General features: G+C 70.5%; 17 protein-coding genes. 2 read left to right on the top strand and 15 right to left on the bottom strand.

Going from position 1 to position 18,856, the window contains the following annotated elements:
- Window positions 1-102: 102 nt before the first annotated feature.
- The 5 genes from rpsD to ACGFZN_RS20655 form a co-directional block, all read right to left on the bottom strand.
- Window positions 103-717 carry a 30S ribosomal protein S4 gene (gene rpsD, locus ACGFZN_RS20635; protein WP_028423045.1) on the bottom strand — a complete coding sequence of 205 codons (615 nt, stop codon included), beginning with the start codon at window positions 715-717 and terminating at the stop codon, window positions 103-105.
- A 305-nt stretch (window positions 718-1,022) separates the two neighbouring features.
- Window positions 1,023-2,378 carry a replication-associated recombination protein A gene (locus ACGFZN_RS20640; RefSeq protein WP_393859913.1) on the bottom strand — a complete coding sequence of 452 codons (1,356 nt, stop codon included), beginning with the start codon at window positions 2,376-2,378 and terminating at the stop codon, window positions 1,023-1,025.
- 44 nt (window positions 2,379-2,422) lie between these two features.
- A complete protein-coding gene (locus tag ACGFZN_RS20645) occupies window positions 2,423-3,079 on the bottom strand; it encodes a vitamin K epoxide reductase family protein (RefSeq protein ID WP_393859914.1) in 657 nt (218 codons plus the stop codon).
- Window positions 3,080-3,361: 282 nt separating this feature from the next.
- Complete coding sequence (gene hisS / locus ACGFZN_RS20650) at window positions 3,362-4,624, bottom strand: histidine--tRNA ligase (protein ID WP_393859915.1); 1,263 nt, start codon at window positions 4,622-4,624, stop codon at window positions 3,362-3,364.
- A gap of 14 nt (window positions 4,625-4,638) precedes the next feature.
- A complete protein-coding gene (locus ACGFZN_RS20655) occupies window positions 4,639-5,352 on the bottom strand; it encodes an MBL fold metallo-hydrolase (protein WP_393859916.1) in 714 nt (237 codons plus the stop codon).
- A 180-nt stretch (window positions 5,353-5,532) separates the two neighbouring features.
- Between ACGFZN_RS20655 and ACGFZN_RS20660 the strand changes: the two genes are divergently transcribed.
- Both ACGFZN_RS20660 and ACGFZN_RS20665 read left to right on the top strand, forming a co-directional pair.
- A complete protein-coding gene (locus ACGFZN_RS20660) occupies window positions 5,533-6,366 on the top strand; it encodes a peptidylprolyl isomerase (RefSeq protein WP_393859917.1) in 834 nt (277 codons plus the stop codon).
- Window positions 6,367-6,520: 154 nt separating this feature from the next.
- Window positions 6,521-7,750, top strand: a complete 1,230-nt coding sequence (locus ACGFZN_RS20665) for a DUF349 domain-containing protein (RefSeq protein WP_393859918.1) — start codon at window positions 6,521-6,523, stop codon at window positions 7,748-7,750.
- 80 nt (window positions 7,751-7,830) lie between these two features.
- Here ACGFZN_RS20665 and ACGFZN_RS20670 read toward each other — a convergent pair whose 3' ends face one another.
- The 10 genes from ACGFZN_RS20670 to pdxT form a co-directional block, all read right to left on the bottom strand.
- Window positions 7,831-10,365 carry a RelA/SpoT family protein gene (locus tag ACGFZN_RS20670; RefSeq protein WP_393859919.1) on the bottom strand — a complete coding sequence of 845 codons (2,535 nt, stop codon included), beginning with the start codon at window positions 10,363-10,365 and terminating at the stop codon, window positions 7,831-7,833.
- Between the two features lie 440 nt (window positions 10,366-10,805).
- On the bottom strand, window positions 10,806-11,345 hold the full coding sequence (locus ACGFZN_RS20675) for an adenine phosphoribosyltransferase (RefSeq protein WP_393859920.1): 540 nt from the start codon (window positions 11,343-11,345) through the stop codon (window positions 10,806-10,808).
- A complete protein-coding gene (gene secF, locus ACGFZN_RS20680) occupies window positions 11,342-12,445 on the bottom strand; it encodes a protein translocase subunit SecF (RefSeq protein ID WP_393859921.1) in 1,104 nt (367 codons plus the stop codon). Before secF ends, ACGFZN_RS20675 begins: the two co-directional genes overlap by 4 nt.
- A gap of 3 nt (window positions 12,446-12,448) precedes the next feature.
- Window positions 12,449-14,233, bottom strand: coding sequence for a protein translocase subunit SecD (secD, locus tag ACGFZN_RS20685; protein ID WP_393859922.1), 1,785 nt, complete (start codon window positions 14,231-14,233; stop codon window positions 12,449-12,451).
- 141 nt (window positions 14,234-14,374) lie between these two features.
- Window positions 14,375-14,878: a preprotein translocase subunit YajC gene (gene yajC / locus ACGFZN_RS20690; RefSeq protein WP_393859923.1), complete on the bottom strand. Its 504-nt coding sequence runs from the start codon at window positions 14,876-14,878 to the stop codon at window positions 14,375-14,377.
- Between the two features lie 189 nt (window positions 14,879-15,067).
- The gene (gene ruvB, locus ACGFZN_RS20695; RefSeq protein WP_393859924.1) at window positions 15,068-16,138 is read right to left on the bottom strand and encodes a Holliday junction branch migration DNA helicase RuvB; all 1,071 of its coding nucleotides are present in this window, start codon (window positions 16,136-16,138) and stop codon (window positions 15,068-15,070) included.
- A 23-nt stretch (window positions 16,139-16,161) separates the two neighbouring features.
- Window positions 16,162-16,767 (bottom strand): Holliday junction branch migration protein RuvA, encoded by a 606-nt coding sequence (gene ruvA / locus ACGFZN_RS20700; protein ID WP_393859925.1) that lies wholly within the window; start codon window positions 16,765-16,767, stop codon window positions 16,162-16,164.
- Window positions 16,764-17,303, bottom strand: coding sequence for a crossover junction endodeoxyribonuclease RuvC (ruvC, locus tag ACGFZN_RS20705; protein ID WP_393859926.1), 540 nt, complete (start codon window positions 17,301-17,303; stop codon window positions 16,764-16,766). The genes ruvA and ruvC overlap by 4 nt, the downstream gene beginning before the upstream one ends.
- 126 nt (window positions 17,304-17,429) lie before the next feature.
- Window positions 17,430-18,182 carry a YebC/PmpR family DNA-binding transcriptional regulator gene (locus ACGFZN_RS20710; RefSeq protein WP_393859927.1) on the bottom strand — a complete coding sequence of 251 codons (753 nt, stop codon included), beginning with the start codon at window positions 18,180-18,182 and terminating at the stop codon, window positions 17,430-17,432.
- Window positions 18,183-18,230: 48 nt separating this feature from the next.
- Entirely contained in the window at window positions 18,231-18,839 is a 609-nt protein-coding gene (gene pdxT / locus ACGFZN_RS20715; RefSeq protein WP_393859928.1) for a pyridoxal 5'-phosphate synthase glutaminase subunit PdxT, read from the bottom strand.
- Window positions 18,840-18,856 lie beyond the last annotated feature (17 nt).

An 18,856-nucleotide genomic window follows, 5' to 3' on the forward strand; every position in this document is an offset into this window, starting at 1 on the left:
GACGGCGCGCACCGCCGGAAGTCCGCCCCATGCGAAACCCGCCGCCTCCCTCGCCCGGAGGGCGGGGAGACGGCGGGCTGCGGTGGTACGCGCTCGCCTGGGTCAGCGGGCGTAGTACTCGACGACGAGCTGCTCGTCGCAGATCACCGGGATCTCCTTGCGGTTCGGCTCGCGGTCCAGGCGGAACGCCAGGGCCTTGAGGTTCACCTGCAGGTAGCGCGGGGTCTCACCCTCGGGGGCGAAGCCACCCTCGCGGGCGATCTGGAAGAGCGTCTTGTCCTTGGAGCGGTCGCGGACCTGCACGACGTCGTCCGGACGGACACGGAAGGACGGCTTGTCGACCTTCTGGCCGTTGACCTGGATGTGGCCGTGGACGACCATCTGACGGGCCTGGTAGATGGTGCGGGCGATGCCCGAACGCAGGACCAGGGCGTCGAGACGGCGCTCGAGCTCCACGATCAGGGCCTCACCGGTCTTGCCCTGGACCTTGGACGCGCGCTCGTAGGCGCGGACCAGCTGGCGCTCGGAGATGTCGTACTGCGCGCGCAGACGCTGCTTCTCCAGCAGACGGACCTTGTAGTCCGAGTTCTGCTTGCGGCCGCGGCCGTGCTCACCCGGCGGGTAGGGGCGGGCCTCGAAGTACTTGACGGCCTTCGGGGTCAGTGCGATGCCGAGGGCACGCGACTTCTTGACCTTCGGGCGGGACTGGTTCGCCACTGTCTCATTCTCTTTCGTAGTGTTCGGCTCGTCAGTGTTGAGGGAGGTCGCATCCGCAGCCGGGGAAACCCGCAGGGTCCTTTCGGACCTGCCGGGCAGCCGCTCCCCTGGTCTGGGCACATACGTGCAGCACGCGAGTGGCCCACCGACCGTCCCGGGAATCCGAGGGGTGGTGGGCTGCCCGCGACACCGTTCGACGGTGCGCGACGCTCCTGGAACCGCGCGGCCCGACGGCCGTGGGTTCCGGCTGGGTGTCCCGCTCTGACAGCACGGGACTCAGCACTTCGGGGAAGTCTACAGGGCGCTCAGGACCGCCTGCGACCGAGGTGCTTGCGGGTCCACTCCACCGCGTCCGCGTACCGTGCCTCGGTGCCGTGCCGGCCCGGGGTGTAGTACTCGCGGTCCTTCAGGGCGTCCGGGGCGTACTGCTGCTCGGCGATACCCTCGGGCAGGTCGTGCGGGTAGACGTAGCCCTGCGCGTGGCCGAGTTTCGCCGCGCCTTTGTAGTGCCCGTCGCGCAGGTGGGGCGGCACCGGGCCGGCCAGGCCCTTGCGTACGTCCTCCAGGGCGGCGCCGATCGCGGTCGTCGCCGAGTTGGACTTCGGGGCGAGCGCGAGGGCGATGGTGGCGTGGCTGAGGGTGAGGGCCGCCTCTGGGAAGCCGATCATGGCGACGGCCTGGGCGGCGGCGACCGCGAGGGGCAGCGCGTGCGGGTCGGCCAGCCCGATGTCCTCGCTGGCGGAGATCATCAGGCGCCGGGCGATGAAGCGCGGGTCCTCGCCGGCCTCGATCATGCGGGCCAGGTAGTGCAGGGCCGCGTCCACGTCGGAGCCGCGGATGGACTTGATCAGGGCGCTGGCGACGTCGTAGTGCTGGTCGCCGTCGCGGTCGTACTGCACCGCGGCCCGGTCGACCGTCTGCTCCAGCGTCTCCAGGCTGATCTCGCTCTCGCCCTGGTCCAGGGCGGCTCCGGCGGCGGCCTCCAGCGCGGTCAGGGCGCGGCGGGCGTCGCCGCCGGCGATGCGGAGCAGGTGCGCCTCGGTGTCCTCGGGGAGGCCGACGGCGCTCTTCAGACCGCGCTCGTCGGTCAGGGCGCGGCGGAGCAGGCCGCGGATGTCGTCGTCGGTGAGGGGCTCCAGGGTGAGCAGGAGCGAGCGGGAGAGCAGCGGGGAGATCACCGAGAAGTACGGGTTCTCGGTGGTGGCCGCGATCAGGGTGACCCAGCGGTTCTCCACCGCGGGCAGGAGGGAGTCCTGCTGGGCCTTGCTGAAGCGGTGGATCTCGTCCAGGAAGAGGACGGTCTCCTTGCCGAAGCCGCCGGTGGCGCGGCGGGCGCCGTCGATGACCGCCCGGACCTCCTTGACGCCGGCGGTGATCGCGGACAGCTCCACGAACCGCTTGTTCGTGGCCTTGGAGACCACGTACGCCAGCGTGGTCTTGCCGGTGCCGGGCGGGCCCCAGAGGATCACCGAGGAGGGTCCGGCGGGGCCGCCGGAGCCCTCGCCGACCAGCCGGCGCAGCGGCGAGCCGGGCTTCAGGAGATGCTGCTGGCCCACCACCTCGTCCAGCGTGCGCGGGCGCATCCGCACCGCCAGGGGACTCGCGGCCGGGTCCTTCTCCTGGCGTTCTTCTGCTGCGGCGGTGAACAGGTCGGGTTCCACGCTGAAACCCTAAATCACGGCACTGACAACGCCGCGCGGCCCGGTCAGGCCCAGAGCTGGCTGCCCCACCGGGTCAGGATCAGCATGGCGATGATGCCGCAGTGCGTGACCGGCACCACCCAGGTGAACTCGCCGAGGAACGACTTCAGCCAGCGCGGTGCGGGCAGGAAGTCGTTGCGGACGTTGAACGAGGTGACGAACCAGAACATGGTGATCGTGGCGACCCAGGCCAGCGAGCACCACAGGCACAGCGCGTTGATCCGGTACAGGGACTGGAACTGCAGCCAGGTGCAGAACCCGACGCCGAACAGCGTGCCGAAGTTGAAGGTCAGCCAGTACCAGCGGGGGAAGCGGGCGCGGGCGAGCAGGCTCGTGCCGACGCAGATGACGATGCCGTAGCAGACCAGGCCGAGCCAGGGGTTCGGGAAGCCGAAGGCCGCCGCCTGCTTGCTCTCCATGACGCTGCCGCAGGACACGATCGGGTTGACGCTGCACCCCGGCGTGAACGTCTTCCCGGCGAGCTTCGCCTCGAGGATCTTGTTCTTGTCGAGCGTGATGACCCAGGCGGCCAGCAGTCCGGCCGCTCCGGTGATCACGAGCAGCAGGGCGAAGGCACGGCTGCCGCCCACCGTGCGCGGGCCGTCGGCGGCACGCTCGGGACCCGACTCCGTGGAGACGTCGTTGACTGTCGTCTTGCTCATCACGCCGATTCCGTCACTTGAGAGCTGGACCATCTTCGGGCACGGCTCATTGTGCCGCACACATGTGTAGGGGCACCGTTCGGAGCACATAAGGACGTACGCACGGCGGCCCCGCGGCGTTCGGTTCCGGCCGCTGATCGGTGGGGACACCGGCCCGCGTGAACGAACGCCCTCGGCGGAAAACCGTCCGGCAGAGGGAAGCGGCGCCCGCGGAGTTGACGGCCGCCCGGAGGGCGAACCCTGAGAGGGCGCCGGGTCTCCGGCGCCCTCTCGTTGCGCTCGCTAGCCGAGACGGGATTCCAGTTCCGCCACGATCTCGTTCACGCCGACCGCCGTCTGATCGCCGGACTCCATGTCCTTGAGCTGGACGACGCCCTCGGCGAGGTCGCGCTCGCCGGCCACGATCGTGTACCGGGCGCCGCTGCGGTTGGCGTTCTTCATGGCGCCCTTCAGGCCCTTGCCGCCGTAACTGAAGTCCGCCGCGATGCCGACCTTGCGCAGCTCGGTGACCTTCGCGAACAGCACGCGGCGGGCCTCCTCGCCGAGCGGGACCGCGTAGACCGACGTGGTGGACGGCAGGTCCAGCCGAACGCCCTCCGCCTCCAGGGCGAGGACCGTGCGGTCGACGCCGAGGGCCCAGCCGACCGACGGCAGCGCGGGGCCGCCGATCATCTCGGACAGGCCGTCGTAGCGGCCGCCGCCGCCGACCGCGGACTGCGAGCCCAGCCCGTCGTGCACGAACTCGAAGGTGGTGCGGGTGTAGTAGTCCAGGCCGCGCACCAGCTTCGGGTCGTCCTCGAAGGCCACGCCCGCCGCCGTGATCAGCTCGCGGACCTCCTCGTGGTAGGCCTTGCAGGCGTCGCACAGGTAGTCGCGCAGCAGCGGGGCGCCGGTGAGCTGCTTCTGCACCGACTCGCGCTTGTCGTCCAGCACCCGCAGGGGGTTGATGTCGACACGGCGCCGGGTGTCCTCGTCCAGGTCCAGGCCGCGCAGGAAGTCCTGCAGCGCGGTCCGGTACACCGGGCGGCACTCCTTGTCGCCCAGGCTGTTGAGCAGGATCCGGAACCGGCTGAGACCGAGCGAGCGGTACGCCTGGTCGGCCAGGATGATCAGCTCGGCGTCCAGCGCCGGGTCCTCCGCGCCGATCGCCTCGGCGCCGACCTGGGAGAAGTGCCGGTAACGGCCCTTCTGCGGCTTCTCGTAGCGGTAGTACGACCCCGAATACCACAGCTTGACCGGGAGGTTGCCCGCCTTGTGCAGGTTGGCCTCCAGGGCCGCGCGCAGCACGGAGGCGGTGCCCTCGGGGCGCAGGGCGAGCTTGTCGCCGCCCTTGGTCTCGAAGGCGTACATCTCCTTGGTCACGATGTCGGTGGACTCGCCGACCCCGCGCGCGAACAGCTCGACGTTCTCGAAGCCGGGCGTCTCGATGTAGCCGTATCCGGAGTTGCGCAGCGGGGCGGCGATCGCCTCGCGGACCGCCAGATACGTGGCCGAGTCCGGCGGCAGCAGGTCATAGGTGCCCTTGGGGGCCTGGAAGGTACTCACGAAAGGCTCTCTCGTCACATTCCTCGTCGGGGAGCGGTGCTCGCGTCCGCTCCCTGGCCGGCCGCCACCTGCCGCAGATAGGGGTTGGTGGCGCGCTCCTGGCCGATGGTCGTCTGGGGGCCGTGGCCGGACAGCACCACGGTGGAGTCGTCGAGCGGCAGGCACACGCGCGCCAGCGACTCGAGCATGTCCGCCATGGATCCGCCCGGCAGATCGGTGCGTCCGATGGAGCCGGCGAACAGCAGATCCCCGGAGAAGAACACCGACGGGACGTCGGCGGTCTCGGGCATCCGGAAGGTCACCGACCCCTTGGTATGGCCCGGTGCGTGCGCGACGGAGAACTCCAGGCCGGCCAGGTCGAGGGTGGTGCCGTTCGCCAGCTCGCGGACGTCGTCCGGCTCCCCCACGGTCAGCTCGCCCATCAGCGGCATGCCGATGGACCGGCCGAGCGCCTTCTCGGGGTCGCTCATCATGTACCGGTCCTCGGGGTGGATCCAGGCCGGCACGTCGTGCGCGCCGCAGACCGGGACGACCGAGGCCACGTGATCGATGTGCCCGTGGGTGAGGACGACGGCGACGGGCTTGAGCCGATGCTTCTTCAGTGCTTCCTCGACGCCTTCGGCGGCCTGGTGGCCGGGGTCGATGATCACGCACTCCTCACCGGCGGCGGGGGCGACGAGATAACAGTTCGTCCCCCAGGCCCCGGCGGGGAACCCGGCAATGAGCACGATCGTCCTTCGTTGTGTCGATACGGGTGACCACAAGCTGTGGTCCAGAGCCTACCGGCGCTGCCGTTTCCTCAGCTAACCCATATACGGTACGGGGCTACACACAGCGGTCGGCTCACGAGCACGCACGCGTACCGGTCGGCACACGACACGCATCGACACGCATGAGGAGAGAACCCGGTGGTCAGCCAGGAGCAGCGGCGGCGTCAGCTCGCCCGGGAGAAGTTCTTGCGGCAGCAGCAGCGGCGCACCCAGGCGCGCCGCAAGGCCCGCGTGCGCAACTCCGTGATCGCGTCGGTACTGGGCATCGTCGTCATCGGAAGTGTCGTGCTGTACACGACCGATGTGTTCAAGGGCGGCGACGACAAGAAGACCAACACCGCAGCGGACGTCACGCCCAGCGCCTCGCCGACCAGCAAGGCCCCGGACCCGTGCGCGAAGCCGGCGGCCGGCTCGGCGAAGAAGCTGAGCTGGAAGAAGGAGCCGGCGATGACGATCGACACGTCGGCGAAGTACACGATGAAGCTCGCCACGACGTGCGGTGACATCGACATCGCGCTGAAGACGGCGGCGGCCCCGCACACGGTGAACTCGTTCAACTTCCTGGCGGGCCAGGGCTTCTTCGACCACACGAAGTGCCACCGCCTGACCACGGACGGGATCTTCGTGCTGCAGTGCGGCGACCCGCAGGGCACCGGCATGGGCGGGCCGGGCTACACGCTCCCGGACGAGAACCTGAAGGACAAGAGCCTGAAGGGCAACACCTATCCGGCGGGCACGGTGGCGATGGCCAACACCGGCCAGAAGCACACCGGCGGCAGCCAGTTCTTCCTGGTCTACAAGAACAGCCCGCTGCCGCCCAGCTACACCCCGTTCGGCACGGTGTCGCCGGCCGGCATGAAGGTGCTCCAGAAGATCGCCGCCGCCGGCGCCCAGCCGGCCGATCCCACCTCCGGCAACACCGCTCCCAACGCGACCGTGGTGATCAACAAGGCGACGGTGACGAAGTCCTGACCGCGAGGACGGCCAAGGACGGCCAACTGCGGAATTTCGGTCGCGCTGGATGCGGACAGGCAACCCGCCGGTCGCCTATGTTGGCCGTGACGAAACTGTGGACGATGCCCCGGGGCGCTGAGGCCCTGCGCAGGCATCATGTGGAGGAGGCGCTGTGAGCAGCGACCCGTGGGGCCGCGTCGACGAGACGGGGACCGTGTACGTGCGTACGGCCGACGGCGAGAAGGTCGTCGGCTCCTGGGCGGCCGGCTCCCCCGAGGAGGCACTGGCCTACTTCGAGCGCAAGTACGAGGGCCTGGTTGTCGAGATCGGCCTCCTCGAGAAGCGAGTGCGGACCACCGACCTGTCGTCGAAGGACGCCATGGCCGCGATCGACCACCTGTGCGAGCAGGTGGACGCGCACCACGCGGTCGGCGACCTGGACGCGCTGCGGGCGCGGCTGGACAAGCTGGTGGAGACCGTCGACAAGCGCCGCGAGGAGCGCAAGGCGCAGCGGGCCAGGCAGTCCGACGAGGCCCGCAAGGCCAAGGAGGACCTGGTCGCCGAGGCCGAGCAGCTGGCGCAGTCCGACCAGTGGCGGGCCGCCGGTGAGCGGCTGCGGGCGCTGGTGGACACCTGGAAGGGTCTGCCGCGTCTGGACCGCAAGTCGGATGACGATCTCTGGCACCGTTTCTCGCACGCCCGGTCGGCGTTCTCCAAGCGGCGCAAGGCGCACTTCGCGCAGCTCGACGCGCAGCGCGAGGAGGCCCGCCGGACGAAGGAGCGGCTGGTCGCGGAGGCCGAGGCGCTGTCCGGTTCGACGGACTGGGGTCCGACGGCCGCCCGCTACCGCGAGCTGATGGCGCAGTGGAAGGCCGCGGGCCGCGCCCAGCGCGAGCACGAGGACGACCTGTGGAACCGCTTCCGCGGCGCCCAGGACGTGTTCTTCGCGGCCCGCAGCTCGGTGTTCGCGGAGCGGGACGCGGAGCAGGCGGAGAACCTGAAGCTGAAGGAGGAGCTGGCCGAGGAGGCCGAGAAGCTGCTGCCGATCGGCGACCTGAAGGCCGCGCGGGCCGCCTTCCGTTCGATCAACGAGCGCTGGGAGGCCATCGGCCACGTGCCGCGCGACGCGCGTCCCAAGGTCGAGGGCCGGATGCACGCGGTCGAGCGGGCCCTGCAGGAGGCCGAGGAGGCCGAGTGGCGCCGCACGAACCCGGAGGCACGCGCGCGTGCCGAGGGGCTGACCGGTCAGCTGCAGGCCGCCGTCGACAAGCTGAAGACGCAGATCGAGCAGGCTCGCGCCCAGGGCAACAACGCCAAGGCCGAGAAGCTGGAGCGTGAGCTGGAGGGCCGCCAGGCGCTCCTGGACCAGGCTCTGAAGGGCCTGCAGGAGTTCGGCGGCTGATCCCCCGGTCCTCAGGTGAAAGGCCCCGTACGGCGCGTACGGGGCCTTTTCCGTGCCTGTCCACGGAACTGGCTGACGGTTTACGACCGGCTGCGTCCCGACGTCACGCGGTAGACGTCGTACACGCCCTCCACGCCCCGGACGGCCTTCAGGACGTGCCCGAGGTGCTTGGGGTCGCCCATCTCGAAGGTGAAGCGGGAGGTGGCGACCCGGTCGCGGGAGGTCTGGACGGCCGCGGAGAGGATGTTGACGTGCTGGTCGGACAGCACGCGGGTGACGTCCGACAGCAGCCGGGAGCGGTCCAGCGCCTCGACCTGTATGGCGACCAGGAAGACCGAGGACTGGGTGGGCGCCCACTCGACGTCGAGGATGCGCTCCGGCTCACGGGACAGCGACTCGACGTTCACGCAGTCGCTGCGGTGCACCGAGACGCCGCTGCCCCGGGTGACGAACCCGATGATCGGGTCGCCCGGCACCGGCGTGCAGCAGCGGGCCAGCTTGACCCACACGTCCTCGACGCCCTTGACCACGACGCCGGGGTCGGCGCTGGAGCGGCGCTTGCGGCCCCGGCTGCGGGACGGCGGGACGGTCTCGTCGATCTCCTCGGTGGCCGCCTCCTCACCGCCGAGTGCCTGGACGAGCTTCTGCACGATGTTCTGCGCGGAGACATGGCCCTCGCCGATCGCCGCGTAGAGGGCGGAGATGTCCGAGTACCGCATCTCGTGCGCGAGCGTGACGAGGGAGTCGCCGGTGAGGATGCGCTGGATCGGCAGGTTCTGCTTGCGCATCGCCCGGACGATCGCGTCCTTGCCCTGCTCGATCGCCTCGTCCCGGCGCTCCTTGGAGAACCAGGCGCGGATCTTGTTGCGCGCCCGGGGCGACTTGACGAAGCCTAGCCAGTCGCGGGAGGGTCCGGCGCCGGGCGCCTTGGAGGTGAAGACCTCCACCAGGTCGCCGTTGTCCAGGGTGGATTCGAGCGGTACGAGCCTGCCGTTGACCCGCGCTCCTATGGTGCGGTGGCCGACCTCGGTGTGGACGGCGTACGCGAAGTCGACGGGGGTGGCGCCCGCGGGCAGCGCGATGACATCGCCCTTGGGGGTGAAGACGAAGACCTCGTTGCGGGACAGGTCGAAGCGCAGGGACTCCAGGAACTCGCCCGGGTCCTCGGTCTCCTTCTGCCAGTCCAGCAGCTGCCGCAGCCACGCCATGTCGTTGATGGCGTCCTTGTCCTTCGCGGACGTCCTGGGCGCGTCCGTGCGGACCTTGGAGGCGCCGGCGACGGCCTCCTGCTTGTACTTCCAGTGCGCGGCGATGCCGTATTCGGCGCGGCGGTGCATGTCGAAGGTGCGGATCTGCAGCTCGACCGGCTTGCCGTTGGGCCCGATGACCGTCGTGTGCAGCGACTGGTACATGTTGAACTTGGGCATCGCGATGTAGTCCTTGAACCGGCCGGGGACCGGGTTCCATCGCGCGTGCACGGTGCCCAGGGCGGCGTAGCAGTCGCGGACCGTGTCGACGAGGACGCGGATGCCCACCAGGTCGTAGATCTCCGCGAAGTCACGGCCGCGGACGATCATCTTCTGGTAGACGCTGTAGTAGTGCTTCGGGCGGCCGGTGACGGTCGCCTTGATGCGGGCGGCGCGCAGGTCTGCCTGGACCTCGTCGGTCACTATGGCCAGGTACTCGTCGCGCTTCGGCGCCCGCTCGGCCACCAGTCGTACGATCTCGTCGTACATCTTGGGGTAGAGGATCGCGAAGGCGAGGTCCTCCAGCTCCCACTTGATGGTGTTCATGCCGAGGCGGTGGGCGAGCGGCGCGTAGATCTCGAGGGTCTCGCGCGCCTTCTTCTCCTGCTTCTCGCGCTTCAGGTAGCGCATGGTGCGCATGTTGTGCAGGCGGTCGGCGAGCTTGATGACCAGCACCCGCGGGTCCTTGGCCATGGCGACGACCATCTTGCGCACGGTCTCGGCCTGCGCGGCCTCGCCGAACTTGACCTTGTCCAGTTTTGTCACGCCGTCGACGAGCAGGGCGACGGTGTCGCCGAAGTCGCGGCGCAGCTGGTCGAGGCCGTACTCGGTGTCCTCGACGGTGTCGTGCAGCAGGCCCGCCATCAGGGTGGCCGGATCCATGCCCAGCTCGGCGAGGATGGTGGTCACGGCGAGCGGGTGCGTGATGTACGGGTCGCCGCTCTTGCGCTTCTGGCCGCGGTGCCAGCGCTCGGCGACCTGGTAGGCGCGCTCGATCTGGCGCAGGGTGGAGTTCTCGATCTTCGGGTCGTTGCTGCGCACTATCCGCAGCAGTGGCTCGAGAACCGGGTTGTAGGGGTTCGCGCGCTGCACGCCGAGCCGGGCCAGACGGGCGCGGACGCGGTTGGAGGAGCCGGTGCGGGGCTGTCCGGCGGGCTGGCGGACCACGGGCGGCTGCGCCGGGCGCTCGGGCGGGGCCGGCTTGGGACGCGAGGCCTCGGCTGCCTTTTCGACGGGCGCGGACTGGGCGTGCTCGATCGGCCCGCGGGTGTCGTTCTTCGCGTTGGACACGTTCTGCGCGGGCTTCGCCGCGGCGGCCGAGGCGGACTCGGGCTTTGCGGCGGTCAGGTGCTGGGCCTCGTCTGGCAAGAGGACTCCTCGTGCGCGATCCGGGTCCCCCGGTCAGGCTCCGGAGATCCCATGGTAGCGATCCTGCGGCTGGTCATCGCCCTCAGCCGGAAGTGAGGACCGTCTACCCCTGAAACACGAGAGACTCCCACCGGATTCCGGAAGGTGGACTCAGAGTGATTCGGGGGCGTGCGGCAGGCGTCGCGCGGGTGACCTTCCGCGGCTCCCGGGGAGCCCTACGGGGCCGCCCTGGCCACCGGCAGGGCGCGGGGTCCCGGCGCACTCTCCTCGCCGTCGCCGGGGTCCTCGCGGTCGGCGCGGTGCGGGATCGCGGTGCGGGATCCCTGTGGACCCTCCCACCGTCGCCGGGGACGCGAGCCGCCCCCGCCGACCCCGCTCGGTGCGGGGGAATGGACAAAGCGGCCCGGGCCAGGGCCCGCGCCGCTTTGTGCAGCGTTCGTTCAGACCTGGAGCAGTGCCTCCAGCGGGGCCTCGCCCAGGGCGGGCTGCAGGCGGGCCCGGCCGTCCAGGAAGCCCAGCTCCATCAGGACGGCGAGCCCGCAGACCTCGGCGCCGGCGCGCTGGATCAGATGGATCGCGGCCTCGGCGGTGCCGCCCGTGGCGAGGACGTCGTCCACGATGAGGACGCGGTCGCCGGAGGAGAGGTCCTCGGCGTGCACCTCGATCTCCGCCGAGCCGTACTCCAGGTCGTACGCCTGGCGCAGCGTCGCTCCGGGGAGCTTGCCCGCCTTGCGGACCGGAATGAAGCCGAGGCCCGCGCGGACGGCGACCGGGGCGCCCAGGATGAAGCCCCGGGCCTCCAGGCCGACGACCTTGGTCGCGCCGGTGTTCGCGGCGATCTCGGCCAGCGCGTCGGTGAGCGCCGTGAACGCGGCCGGGTCCGCGAGGAGCGGGGTGATGTCCTTGAACATCACGCCCGGCTCCGGATAGTCGGCGACGTCCCGGATGCGGCTGAGCAGCAGGTCCCTGATCTCCGTCATCGGCGCTTCCCCGACGGTCGGCCGCGGCCGCCCCGGCTGCGGGAGGCGGGCTGGTTGCGGGGGCCCACGACGGCGGCGGCCGCGTCCTCGGGGTCGTCACCGCGGTCGGCGGCGAGGTCCTCCTCCGCGGCGGCCTGGGCGCGCTTGGCCATGACCCGCTTGGCGAGGGCCTTCATCGCCGGCTCGCGCTCCTTGAGGTCGGCGACGAGCGGGGTGGCGATGAAGATGGACGAGTAGGCACCGGCGGCGAGGCCGACGAACAGCGACAGCGAGATGTCGTTCAGCGTGCCCGCGCCGAGGAACCCGCCGCCGATGAACAGCAGGCCCGCGACGGGCAGCAGCGCGACGACCGTGGTGTTGATGGAACGCACCAGCGTGCCGTTGATCGACTGGTTGGCGATGTCGCTGAAGGTGAAGCGGGTCTGCTTGGTGATGTCCTTCGTCTGCTCCTTGAGGCTGTCGAAGACGACGACCGTGTCGTAGAGCGAGTAACCGAGGATCGTCAGCAGACCGATGACCGTACCGGGTGTGACCTCGAAGCCGACCAGGGCGTAGATACCGGTGGTGATGGTGATGTCGTGGATCAGCGCGACCAGGGCCGCGATGGCCATGCGCCATTCGAAGGCGATGGCCAGATAGATCACCACGAGCACCATGAAGATGCCCAGGCCCTCCCAGGCCTTGTCGGCGATCTGCTGCCCCCAGCTCGGGCCGACCAGGTCGGCGGCGAGCTTCTCGGGGTCGAGCTTGAGGTCCTTGGCCAGTTCCTGCTTGATCCTGTCGGACTGGCCGGTGTCGATGCCGGCGATCTGGATGCGCAGGCTGCCGTTGCCGAGCTTCTGCACGATCGCCTCATGGCCGGAGGCGTCCTTGGCGTAGTTCTCCGCCTGGGTCACCGATGTGCTCATGTGGGTCGGCGTGGTGAAGACCGCGCCGCCCTTGAACTCGATGCCCATGTTCAGGCCGCGCACCGCCAGGCCGACGATGGCCGTGATGGTGATCAGGATGGAGACGCCGTACCAGATCTTGCGCTTGCCGACGAAGTCGTACGAGATCTCGCCGCGGTGCAGTCGAGCGCCGAGGTTGCCCAGTTTCGACATCGCTCAGGCCTCCTTCGGGTCGACAGAGCCGGCGGGGCCGGCGGGACGGCGGGTGCGGCGCAGCGGCGGCTTGGCACCCAGGCTCTTCGGGTCGAGGCCGGACCACTTGTGGCCGCTCGCGAAGAACCTGCGGCGGGCGAGGAGCGTCATCAGCGGCTTGGTGAACAGGAAGACCACGACGACGTCGAGCAGGGTGGTCAGGCCGAGCGTGAACGCGAAGCCCTGGACCTTGCCGACGGTCACGATGAACAGGACGGCCGCGGCGAGGAACGACACGAAGTCGGAGACGAGGACGGTGCGCCGGGCGCGCGGCCAGGCCCGCTCGACGGCGGGGCGCAGCGAGCGGCCCTCGCGGATCTCGTCCCGGATGCGTTCGAAGTACACGATGAACGAGTCCGCGGTGATGCCGATGGCGACGATGGCGCCGCAGACGGCCGGCAGGTTCAGCGCGAAGCCGATGGCCGGGCCGAGCAGCGACATGATCACGTAGGTGAGGATCGCGGAGACCACCAGCGAGGCCATGGCGACGAGCGACAGGCCGCGGTAGTAGACGACCAGGTAGATCACGACCAGGGCGAGGCCGATCGCGCCGGCGAGCAGACCGGCGTGCAGCTGCTCACCGCCGAGCGCGGCGGTGACGGTGGTGACGGACTGCTCCTGGAAGGACAGCGGCAGGGCGCCGTACGACAGCATGTTGGCGAGGCTCTGGGCGTCCTGCTGGGTGAAGCTGCCGGTGATCTCCGCCTGGCCGCCGGTGATGGCCTGGCTGACGTACGGGCTGGAGACGACCTCGCCGTCGAGGACGATGCCGAACTCGTTCTGCGGGGACTGGTTCTTCGCCAGCTGGCCGGTGATGTCCGCGAACTTCTTGGCACCGCCGGAGGTGAAGTTCATCTGGACCTGCCAGCCGGAGGCGCCCTGGGTGTCGAAGACGGCCTGCGCCTTCTTCACCTCGGTGCCGTCGACGGCGGCCGGGCCGAGGATGTACTTGTACCAGGCCTTCCTGATCTGGCCGCAGGCGACGGTGGGCTCGCCGGGCTTGGCGGCGCCTCCGACCTTGGCCCGCTCGGCGGGCTTGGTGCAGTCCAGGGCGGCGTACTGGGCCTGGAGCTTCGCCGCGGCGGCGGAGGCGCTGGAGGAGGCCGAGGGGTTGGCCGAGGGGGTGGCCGACGGCTTGGCGCCGCCCGAGGCCGACGTGCTCGGCGACGGCGTGGAGCCGGCCTTCAGCGCGTCGGTGACGGCGCGGCCCCGGGAGGTCGCCGAGGCCGTGGGGGACGCGGTGGAGGATGAGGACGCCTTCTCCTTGGAGGTGGAGGAGGCGGTGGGGCTCGGCTTGGCGCTGCCGCTCGGGGAGGCGCTCGGCGAGGGGCTCTGTGCGGCGCCGCCGCTGGGCTCGCTGGCGAGGACCGGGCGGAAGTACAGCTTGGCGGTGGTGCCGACCTGCTGCTGGGCCTGCTTGGAGTTGGTGCCCTTGGGGATGTTGACGATGATGTTGTCGGTCCCCTGGGTCTGCACCTCCGCCTCGGAGACGCCGAGGCCGTTGACACGGCGGTTCATGATGTCGACCGCGGTGTCCATGTTGGCCTTGTTGATCGCGGACCCCTGATCGGCCTTCGCCTTGAGCGTGATGCTCGTACCACCGGCGAGGTCGATGCCGAGACGCGGAGTGGTGTTTCCGGAGAGGAACATGCCTCCGGTGAGCGCCACGATGGCGATCAGGATGAGGGCCAGCGAGCGCCCTGGTTTGCTCTGGGCGCTCGCGCTCCGGCCCCTCTTAGGTGCTGCCACCTTCTCGTACTCCCTCTCGGGCCGCTCGCGCCGGTGGGCGCGGTCGGCCATGACATGGTGTCGGGCTGTCCCGTACGGGAAACACACGCCCGGTGGTGCGCGGGGCGTGATTATGCCGCGCAACGCACCACCGGGGCGTGACTACTTCGCGTCGGAGTCGCCTTCGGTCTTCTTCGGAGCGTCCTCCGCCTTGGCCTCGGCGGCCTCGGCCGCGTCGGTGTCGCCCTCGTCGGCGTCCTTCTTACCGAGGTCGACGGCCTTGTCGTCGGAGGCGGCGGCAGCGGGCGAGTCGGAGTCGTCGGTCTCGGTGAGGGAGGAGGCGTCGTCCGGGACGATGTCGGTGTCGGACTTCAGGTCGTGCTCGATGCCGTGGACGATGCGGTTGTACTCGTCGTCGCTGAGGACGGCGCCGATCGCGTTCTTGGCGAAGAGGAGCTCGACGCCCGGCCCGGCGTCGAGGAGGACGGTTTCCTCGTTGACCTCCTTGACCGTCGCGTAGATACCCCCGATCGTGCGCACACCGGAGCCGGGCTGCATCTCGTTGCGCATCTGGGCGGCCTGCTGCTGCTTCTTCTTGGCCGAGCGCGTCATGAGGAACATGGCCGCGATGAGCACGATGAAGGGGAGAAGGGTAAAGGCATTCACGGGACGGGGTTTCCTTCGCGCGACCGCGACGGAGAGCGGCCTGTTGATGGGGGTGTGGGTCGGCGCCGCCCGCATGGGCGGCATCGGCGGAGTCTAAGCGAGTCCACGCGCATGGAACAACGCTCAGCATGGCACCTGAGTTCCTGCCGGGGCCAATGCCTGCGCCGTCCCACTTCCATCATTGCGCGGTCAGCTCCCGAACAGGTCCTGTTGCCCGTTTCCGCCGGTCGCCGAGCGGGGCGGGGTGAGGCCGAGGTGCGCCCAGGCGGCGGGCGTGGCGACCCGGCCGCGGGGGGTGCGGGCGAGCAGCCCCTCCCGGACCAGGAACGGCTCGGCGACCTCCTCGACGGTCTCCCGCTCCTCCCCCACCGCCACGGCCAGCGTGGACAGGCCGACCGGGCCGCCGCCGAACAGCTTCAGCAGGGCTTCGAGGACGGCGCGGTCGAGCCGGTCGAGGCCGCGCGCGTCGACCTCGTACACGGCGAGGGCCGCCGCCGCGATCTCGCGGGTGATCAGGCCGTCCGCCTTGACCTGCGCGTAGTCGCGGACGCGGCGCAGCAGGCGGTTGGCGATGCGGGGGGTGCCGCGGGAGCGGCCGGCGATCTCGGCGGCGCCGTCCGGCTCGATCTCGACGTCGAGCAGGCTCGCCGAGCGGTGCACGACCCGCTCCAGCTCGTGCGGCTCGTAGAACTCCATGTGCGCGGTGAAGCCGAAGCGGTCGCGCAGCGGGGGCGGCAGCAGGCCCGCGCGCGTGGTGGCGCCGACCAGGGTGAAGGGGGGCAGCTCCAGCGGGATGGCGGTGGCGCCGGGGCCCTTGCCGACGATGACGTCGACCCGGAAGTCCTCCATCGCCATGTACAGCATCTCCTCGGCGGGCCGGGACATGCGGTGGATCTCGTCGAGGAAGAGGACCTCGCCCTCCTGGAGGGAGGACAGGATCGCGGCGAGGTCGCCGGCGTGCTGGATGGCGGGTCCAGAGGTGATGCGGATGGGCGCGCCCATCTCGGCCGCGATGATCATCGACAGGGTGGTCTTGCCCAGGCCGGGCGCGCCGGACAGGAGGACGTGGTCGGCGGTGGCGCCCCGCGCGCGTGCGGCCCGCAGCACGAGGTCGAGCTGTTCGCGGACCTTCTCCTGGCCGATGAACTCGCCGAGGTCCTTGGGCCGCAGCGCGGCCTCGACGGCCTGGTCCTCGCGGTCGGCGACCGAGCCCACCAGCCGCTCGGGGGCGGGCGTGCCGGTCGTGTCGTCCCAGTTCATGTGCGTGTGCCTTCGGCTCGGGGTCAGCGGGCGCGGTTCAGGGTCTGCAGCGCGGCTCTCAGCAGCGGGCCGACCTGCGGGGTGCCGCCCCCGGCCTCGGCCTGGGGGGCGACCGCGGCGACGGCCTCGTCGGCCTCGCGGGTGGCGTAGCCGAGACCGATGAGGGCCGCGTGCAGCTGGTCGCGCCAGCCCTGGGTGACCGGGGTGCCGATGGCGGGGGCGCCGAGGGGTTCGCCGAGCCGGTCCTTCAGCTCCAGCAGCAGTTTCTGTGCGCCCTTCTTGCCGATGCCGGGGACGGCCGTGAGCGCCTTCTCGTCACCGGTGGCGACGGCGCGGCGCAGCGCGTCGGGGGTGTGCACGGCGAGCATGGCCTGGGCGAGGCGCGGGCCGACGCCGCTGGCGGTCTGGAGCAGTTCGAAGACCTGGCGCTCGTCGTCGTCCGCGAAGCCGTACAGCGTCAGCGAGTCCTCGCGGACGACGAGCGAGGTGTGCAGCTTGGCGCTCTGGCCGACGCGGAGTGTGGACAGGGTGTTCGGCGTGCACTGGACGGCCATGCCGACGCCGCCGACCTCGACGACCGCGGCGTCGGGGGCGAGCGCGGCGACCGTGCCGCTGACGAAGGCGATCATGCCGTACGGCCTTTCGTTGCGTGGAGTGTGTGGCGGGCGACCGCCTGCTGCAGCCGGTTCTGGGCGGGGGCGCGCCAGATGTGGCAGATGGCGAGCGCGAGGGCGTCGGCGGCGTCGGCGGGCTTCGGCGGGGCGGAGAGCCGGAGCAGGCGGGTGACCATGGCGCCGACCTGCGCCTTGTCGGCCCGGCCCGAGCCGGTGACGGCGGCCTTGACCTCACTGGGGGTGTGCAGCGCCACGGGGATGCCGCGCCGGGCGGCGCACAGCATGGCGACGGCGCTGGCCTGGGCGGTGCCCATCACCGTGCGCACGTTGTGCTGGCTGAAGACGCGCTCGACGGCGACGAACGCGGGCCGGTGCTCCTCCAGCCACTGCTCGATGCCCTGCTCGACGGCGAGGAGGCGGTGGCTGAGGTCGGCGTCCGCGGGGGTGCGGACGACGCCGACGCCGAGCATGGTGAGCGGGCGGCCGGCGACGCCCTCGACGACGCCGACACCGCACCGGGTCAGTCCCGGGTCCACCCCCAGTACGCGCACGCGCCCCTCCCTCCGACGGCCTGCCGATCCCCTGCCGATCGCCTGTTCGTGCAGGCTATCGGGTGGCACTGACAAAGCGGCGGGCCGACGGGGTGTGTCCCGTCGGCCCGCCGCAAGCCGTGCGTGCTACGCCTCGACCTTCTCCATGATCTCGTCGCTGACGTCGAAGTTGGCGAAGACGTTCTGCACGTCGTCGCTGTCCTCGAGCGCGTCGATCAGCTTGAAGATCTTCTTGGCGCCCTCCTCGTCCAGCTCCACCTGCATGGTCGGGACGAAGTTGGCCTCGGCGGACTCGTAGTCGATGCCGGCCTCCTGGAGCGCGGTGCGGACCGCGACCAGGTCGGTCGCCTCGCTGATGACCTCGAAGTTCTCGCCGAGGTCGTTGACCTCCTCGGCACCGGCGTCCAGGACGGCGCCGAGCACGTCGTCCTCGGTCAGCTCGCCCTTGGGGACGATGACCACACCCTTGCGGTTGAACAGGTACGACACCGAGCCCGGGTCGGCCATGGAGCCGCCGTTGCGGGTCATGGCGACGCGGACGTCGGAGGCGGCGCGGTTGCGGTTGTCGGTGAGGCACTCGATGAGCACCGCGACACCGTTCGGGCCGTAGCCCTCGTACATGATCGTCTCGTAGTCGGCGCCGCCGGCCTCCAGGCCCGCGCCGCGCTTGACCGCGGAGTCGATGTTCTTGTTCGGGACCGACGACTTCTTCGCCTTCTGGATGGCGTCGTACAGCGTCGGGTTGCCGTCCGGGTCCGCGCCGCCCATCCGGGCCGCGACCTCGATGTTCTTGATGAGCTTCGCGAAGAGCTTGCCGCGCTTGGCGTCGATCACGGCCTTCTTGTGCTTCGTCGTGGCCCATTTAGAGTGGCCGGACATCTGCCTGTCTCCTTCGCGTAACCCATCTCTGAACGAACGCCAGAGATCCTACAAGGACTCCGCCGTCCGGTTGGCGCGCACCATGTCGACGAACAGGGAGTGCACGCGGTGGTCACCGGTCAGCTCCGGGTGGAACGAGGTGGCGAGCGCGTTGCCCTGGCGGACGGCGACGATGTGGCCGTCGTGCTCGGCGAGCACCTCGGCCCCGGCGCCCACCGACTCCACCCAGGGGGCGCGGATGAAGACGCCCTCCACGGGATCGCCGGAGACGCCCTTCACGTCCACCGCGGCCTCGAAGGACTCGTTCTGCCGTCCGAAGGCGTTGCGGCGCACGATCATGTCGATGCCGCCGATGGTCTCCTGGCCCGAGCGCGGGTCGAGGATCTTGTCGGCGAGCATGATCATGCCGGCGCAGGTGCCGTAGACGGGCATGCCGTCGCGCACACGCGCGCGGAGGGGCTCCATCACGCCGAACAGGACGGCCAGCTTGGAGATGGTGGTGGACTCGCCGCCGGGCAGCACGAGGCCGTCGACCTCGGCGAGTTCCTCGGGGCGCCGCACCGGCCTGGCCACGGCGTCGGCCGCGGCCAGGGCGATGAGGTGCTCCCGTACGTCGCCCTGGAGAGCCAGGACGCCTATGACGGGTGCGTCAGTCATGTGTGTCGCGCAGTCCT

The sequence above is a fragment of the Streptomyces sp. NPDC048192 genome (assembly GCF_043202415.1).
GTDB lineage: Bacteria > Actinomycetota > Actinomycetes > Streptomycetales > Streptomycetaceae > Streptomyces.

Bases quoted from the DNA above. Each gene is read 5' to 3' on its own strand.
- ACGFZN_RS20645 (WP_393859914.1), bottom strand. From the start codon at position 3,079: ATGAGCAAGACGACAGTCAACGACGTCTCCACGGAGTCGGGTCCCGAG.
- ACGFZN_RS20675 (WP_393859920.1), bottom strand. From the start codon at position 11,345: ATGACGGAGATCAGGGACCTGCTGCTCAGCCGCATCCGGGACGTCGCC.
- secF (WP_393859921.1), bottom strand. From the start codon at position 12,445: ATGTCGAAACTGGGCAACCTCGGCGCTCGACTGCACCGCGGCGAGATC.
- ruvB (WP_393859924.1), bottom strand. From the start codon at position 16,138: ATGAACTGGGACGACACGACCGGCACGCCCGCCCCCGAGCGGCTGGTG.
- ruvA (WP_393859925.1), bottom strand. From the start codon at position 16,767: ATGATCGCCTTCGTCAGCGGCACGGTCGCCGCGCTCGCCCCCGACGCC.
- ACGFZN_RS20710 (WP_393859927.1), bottom strand. From the start codon at position 18,182: ATGTCCGGCCACTCTAAATGGGCCACGACGAAGCACAAGAAGGCCGTG.
- pdxT (WP_393859928.1), bottom strand. From the start codon at position 18,839: ATGACTGACGCACCCGTCATAGGCGTCCTGGCTCTCCAGGGCGACGTA.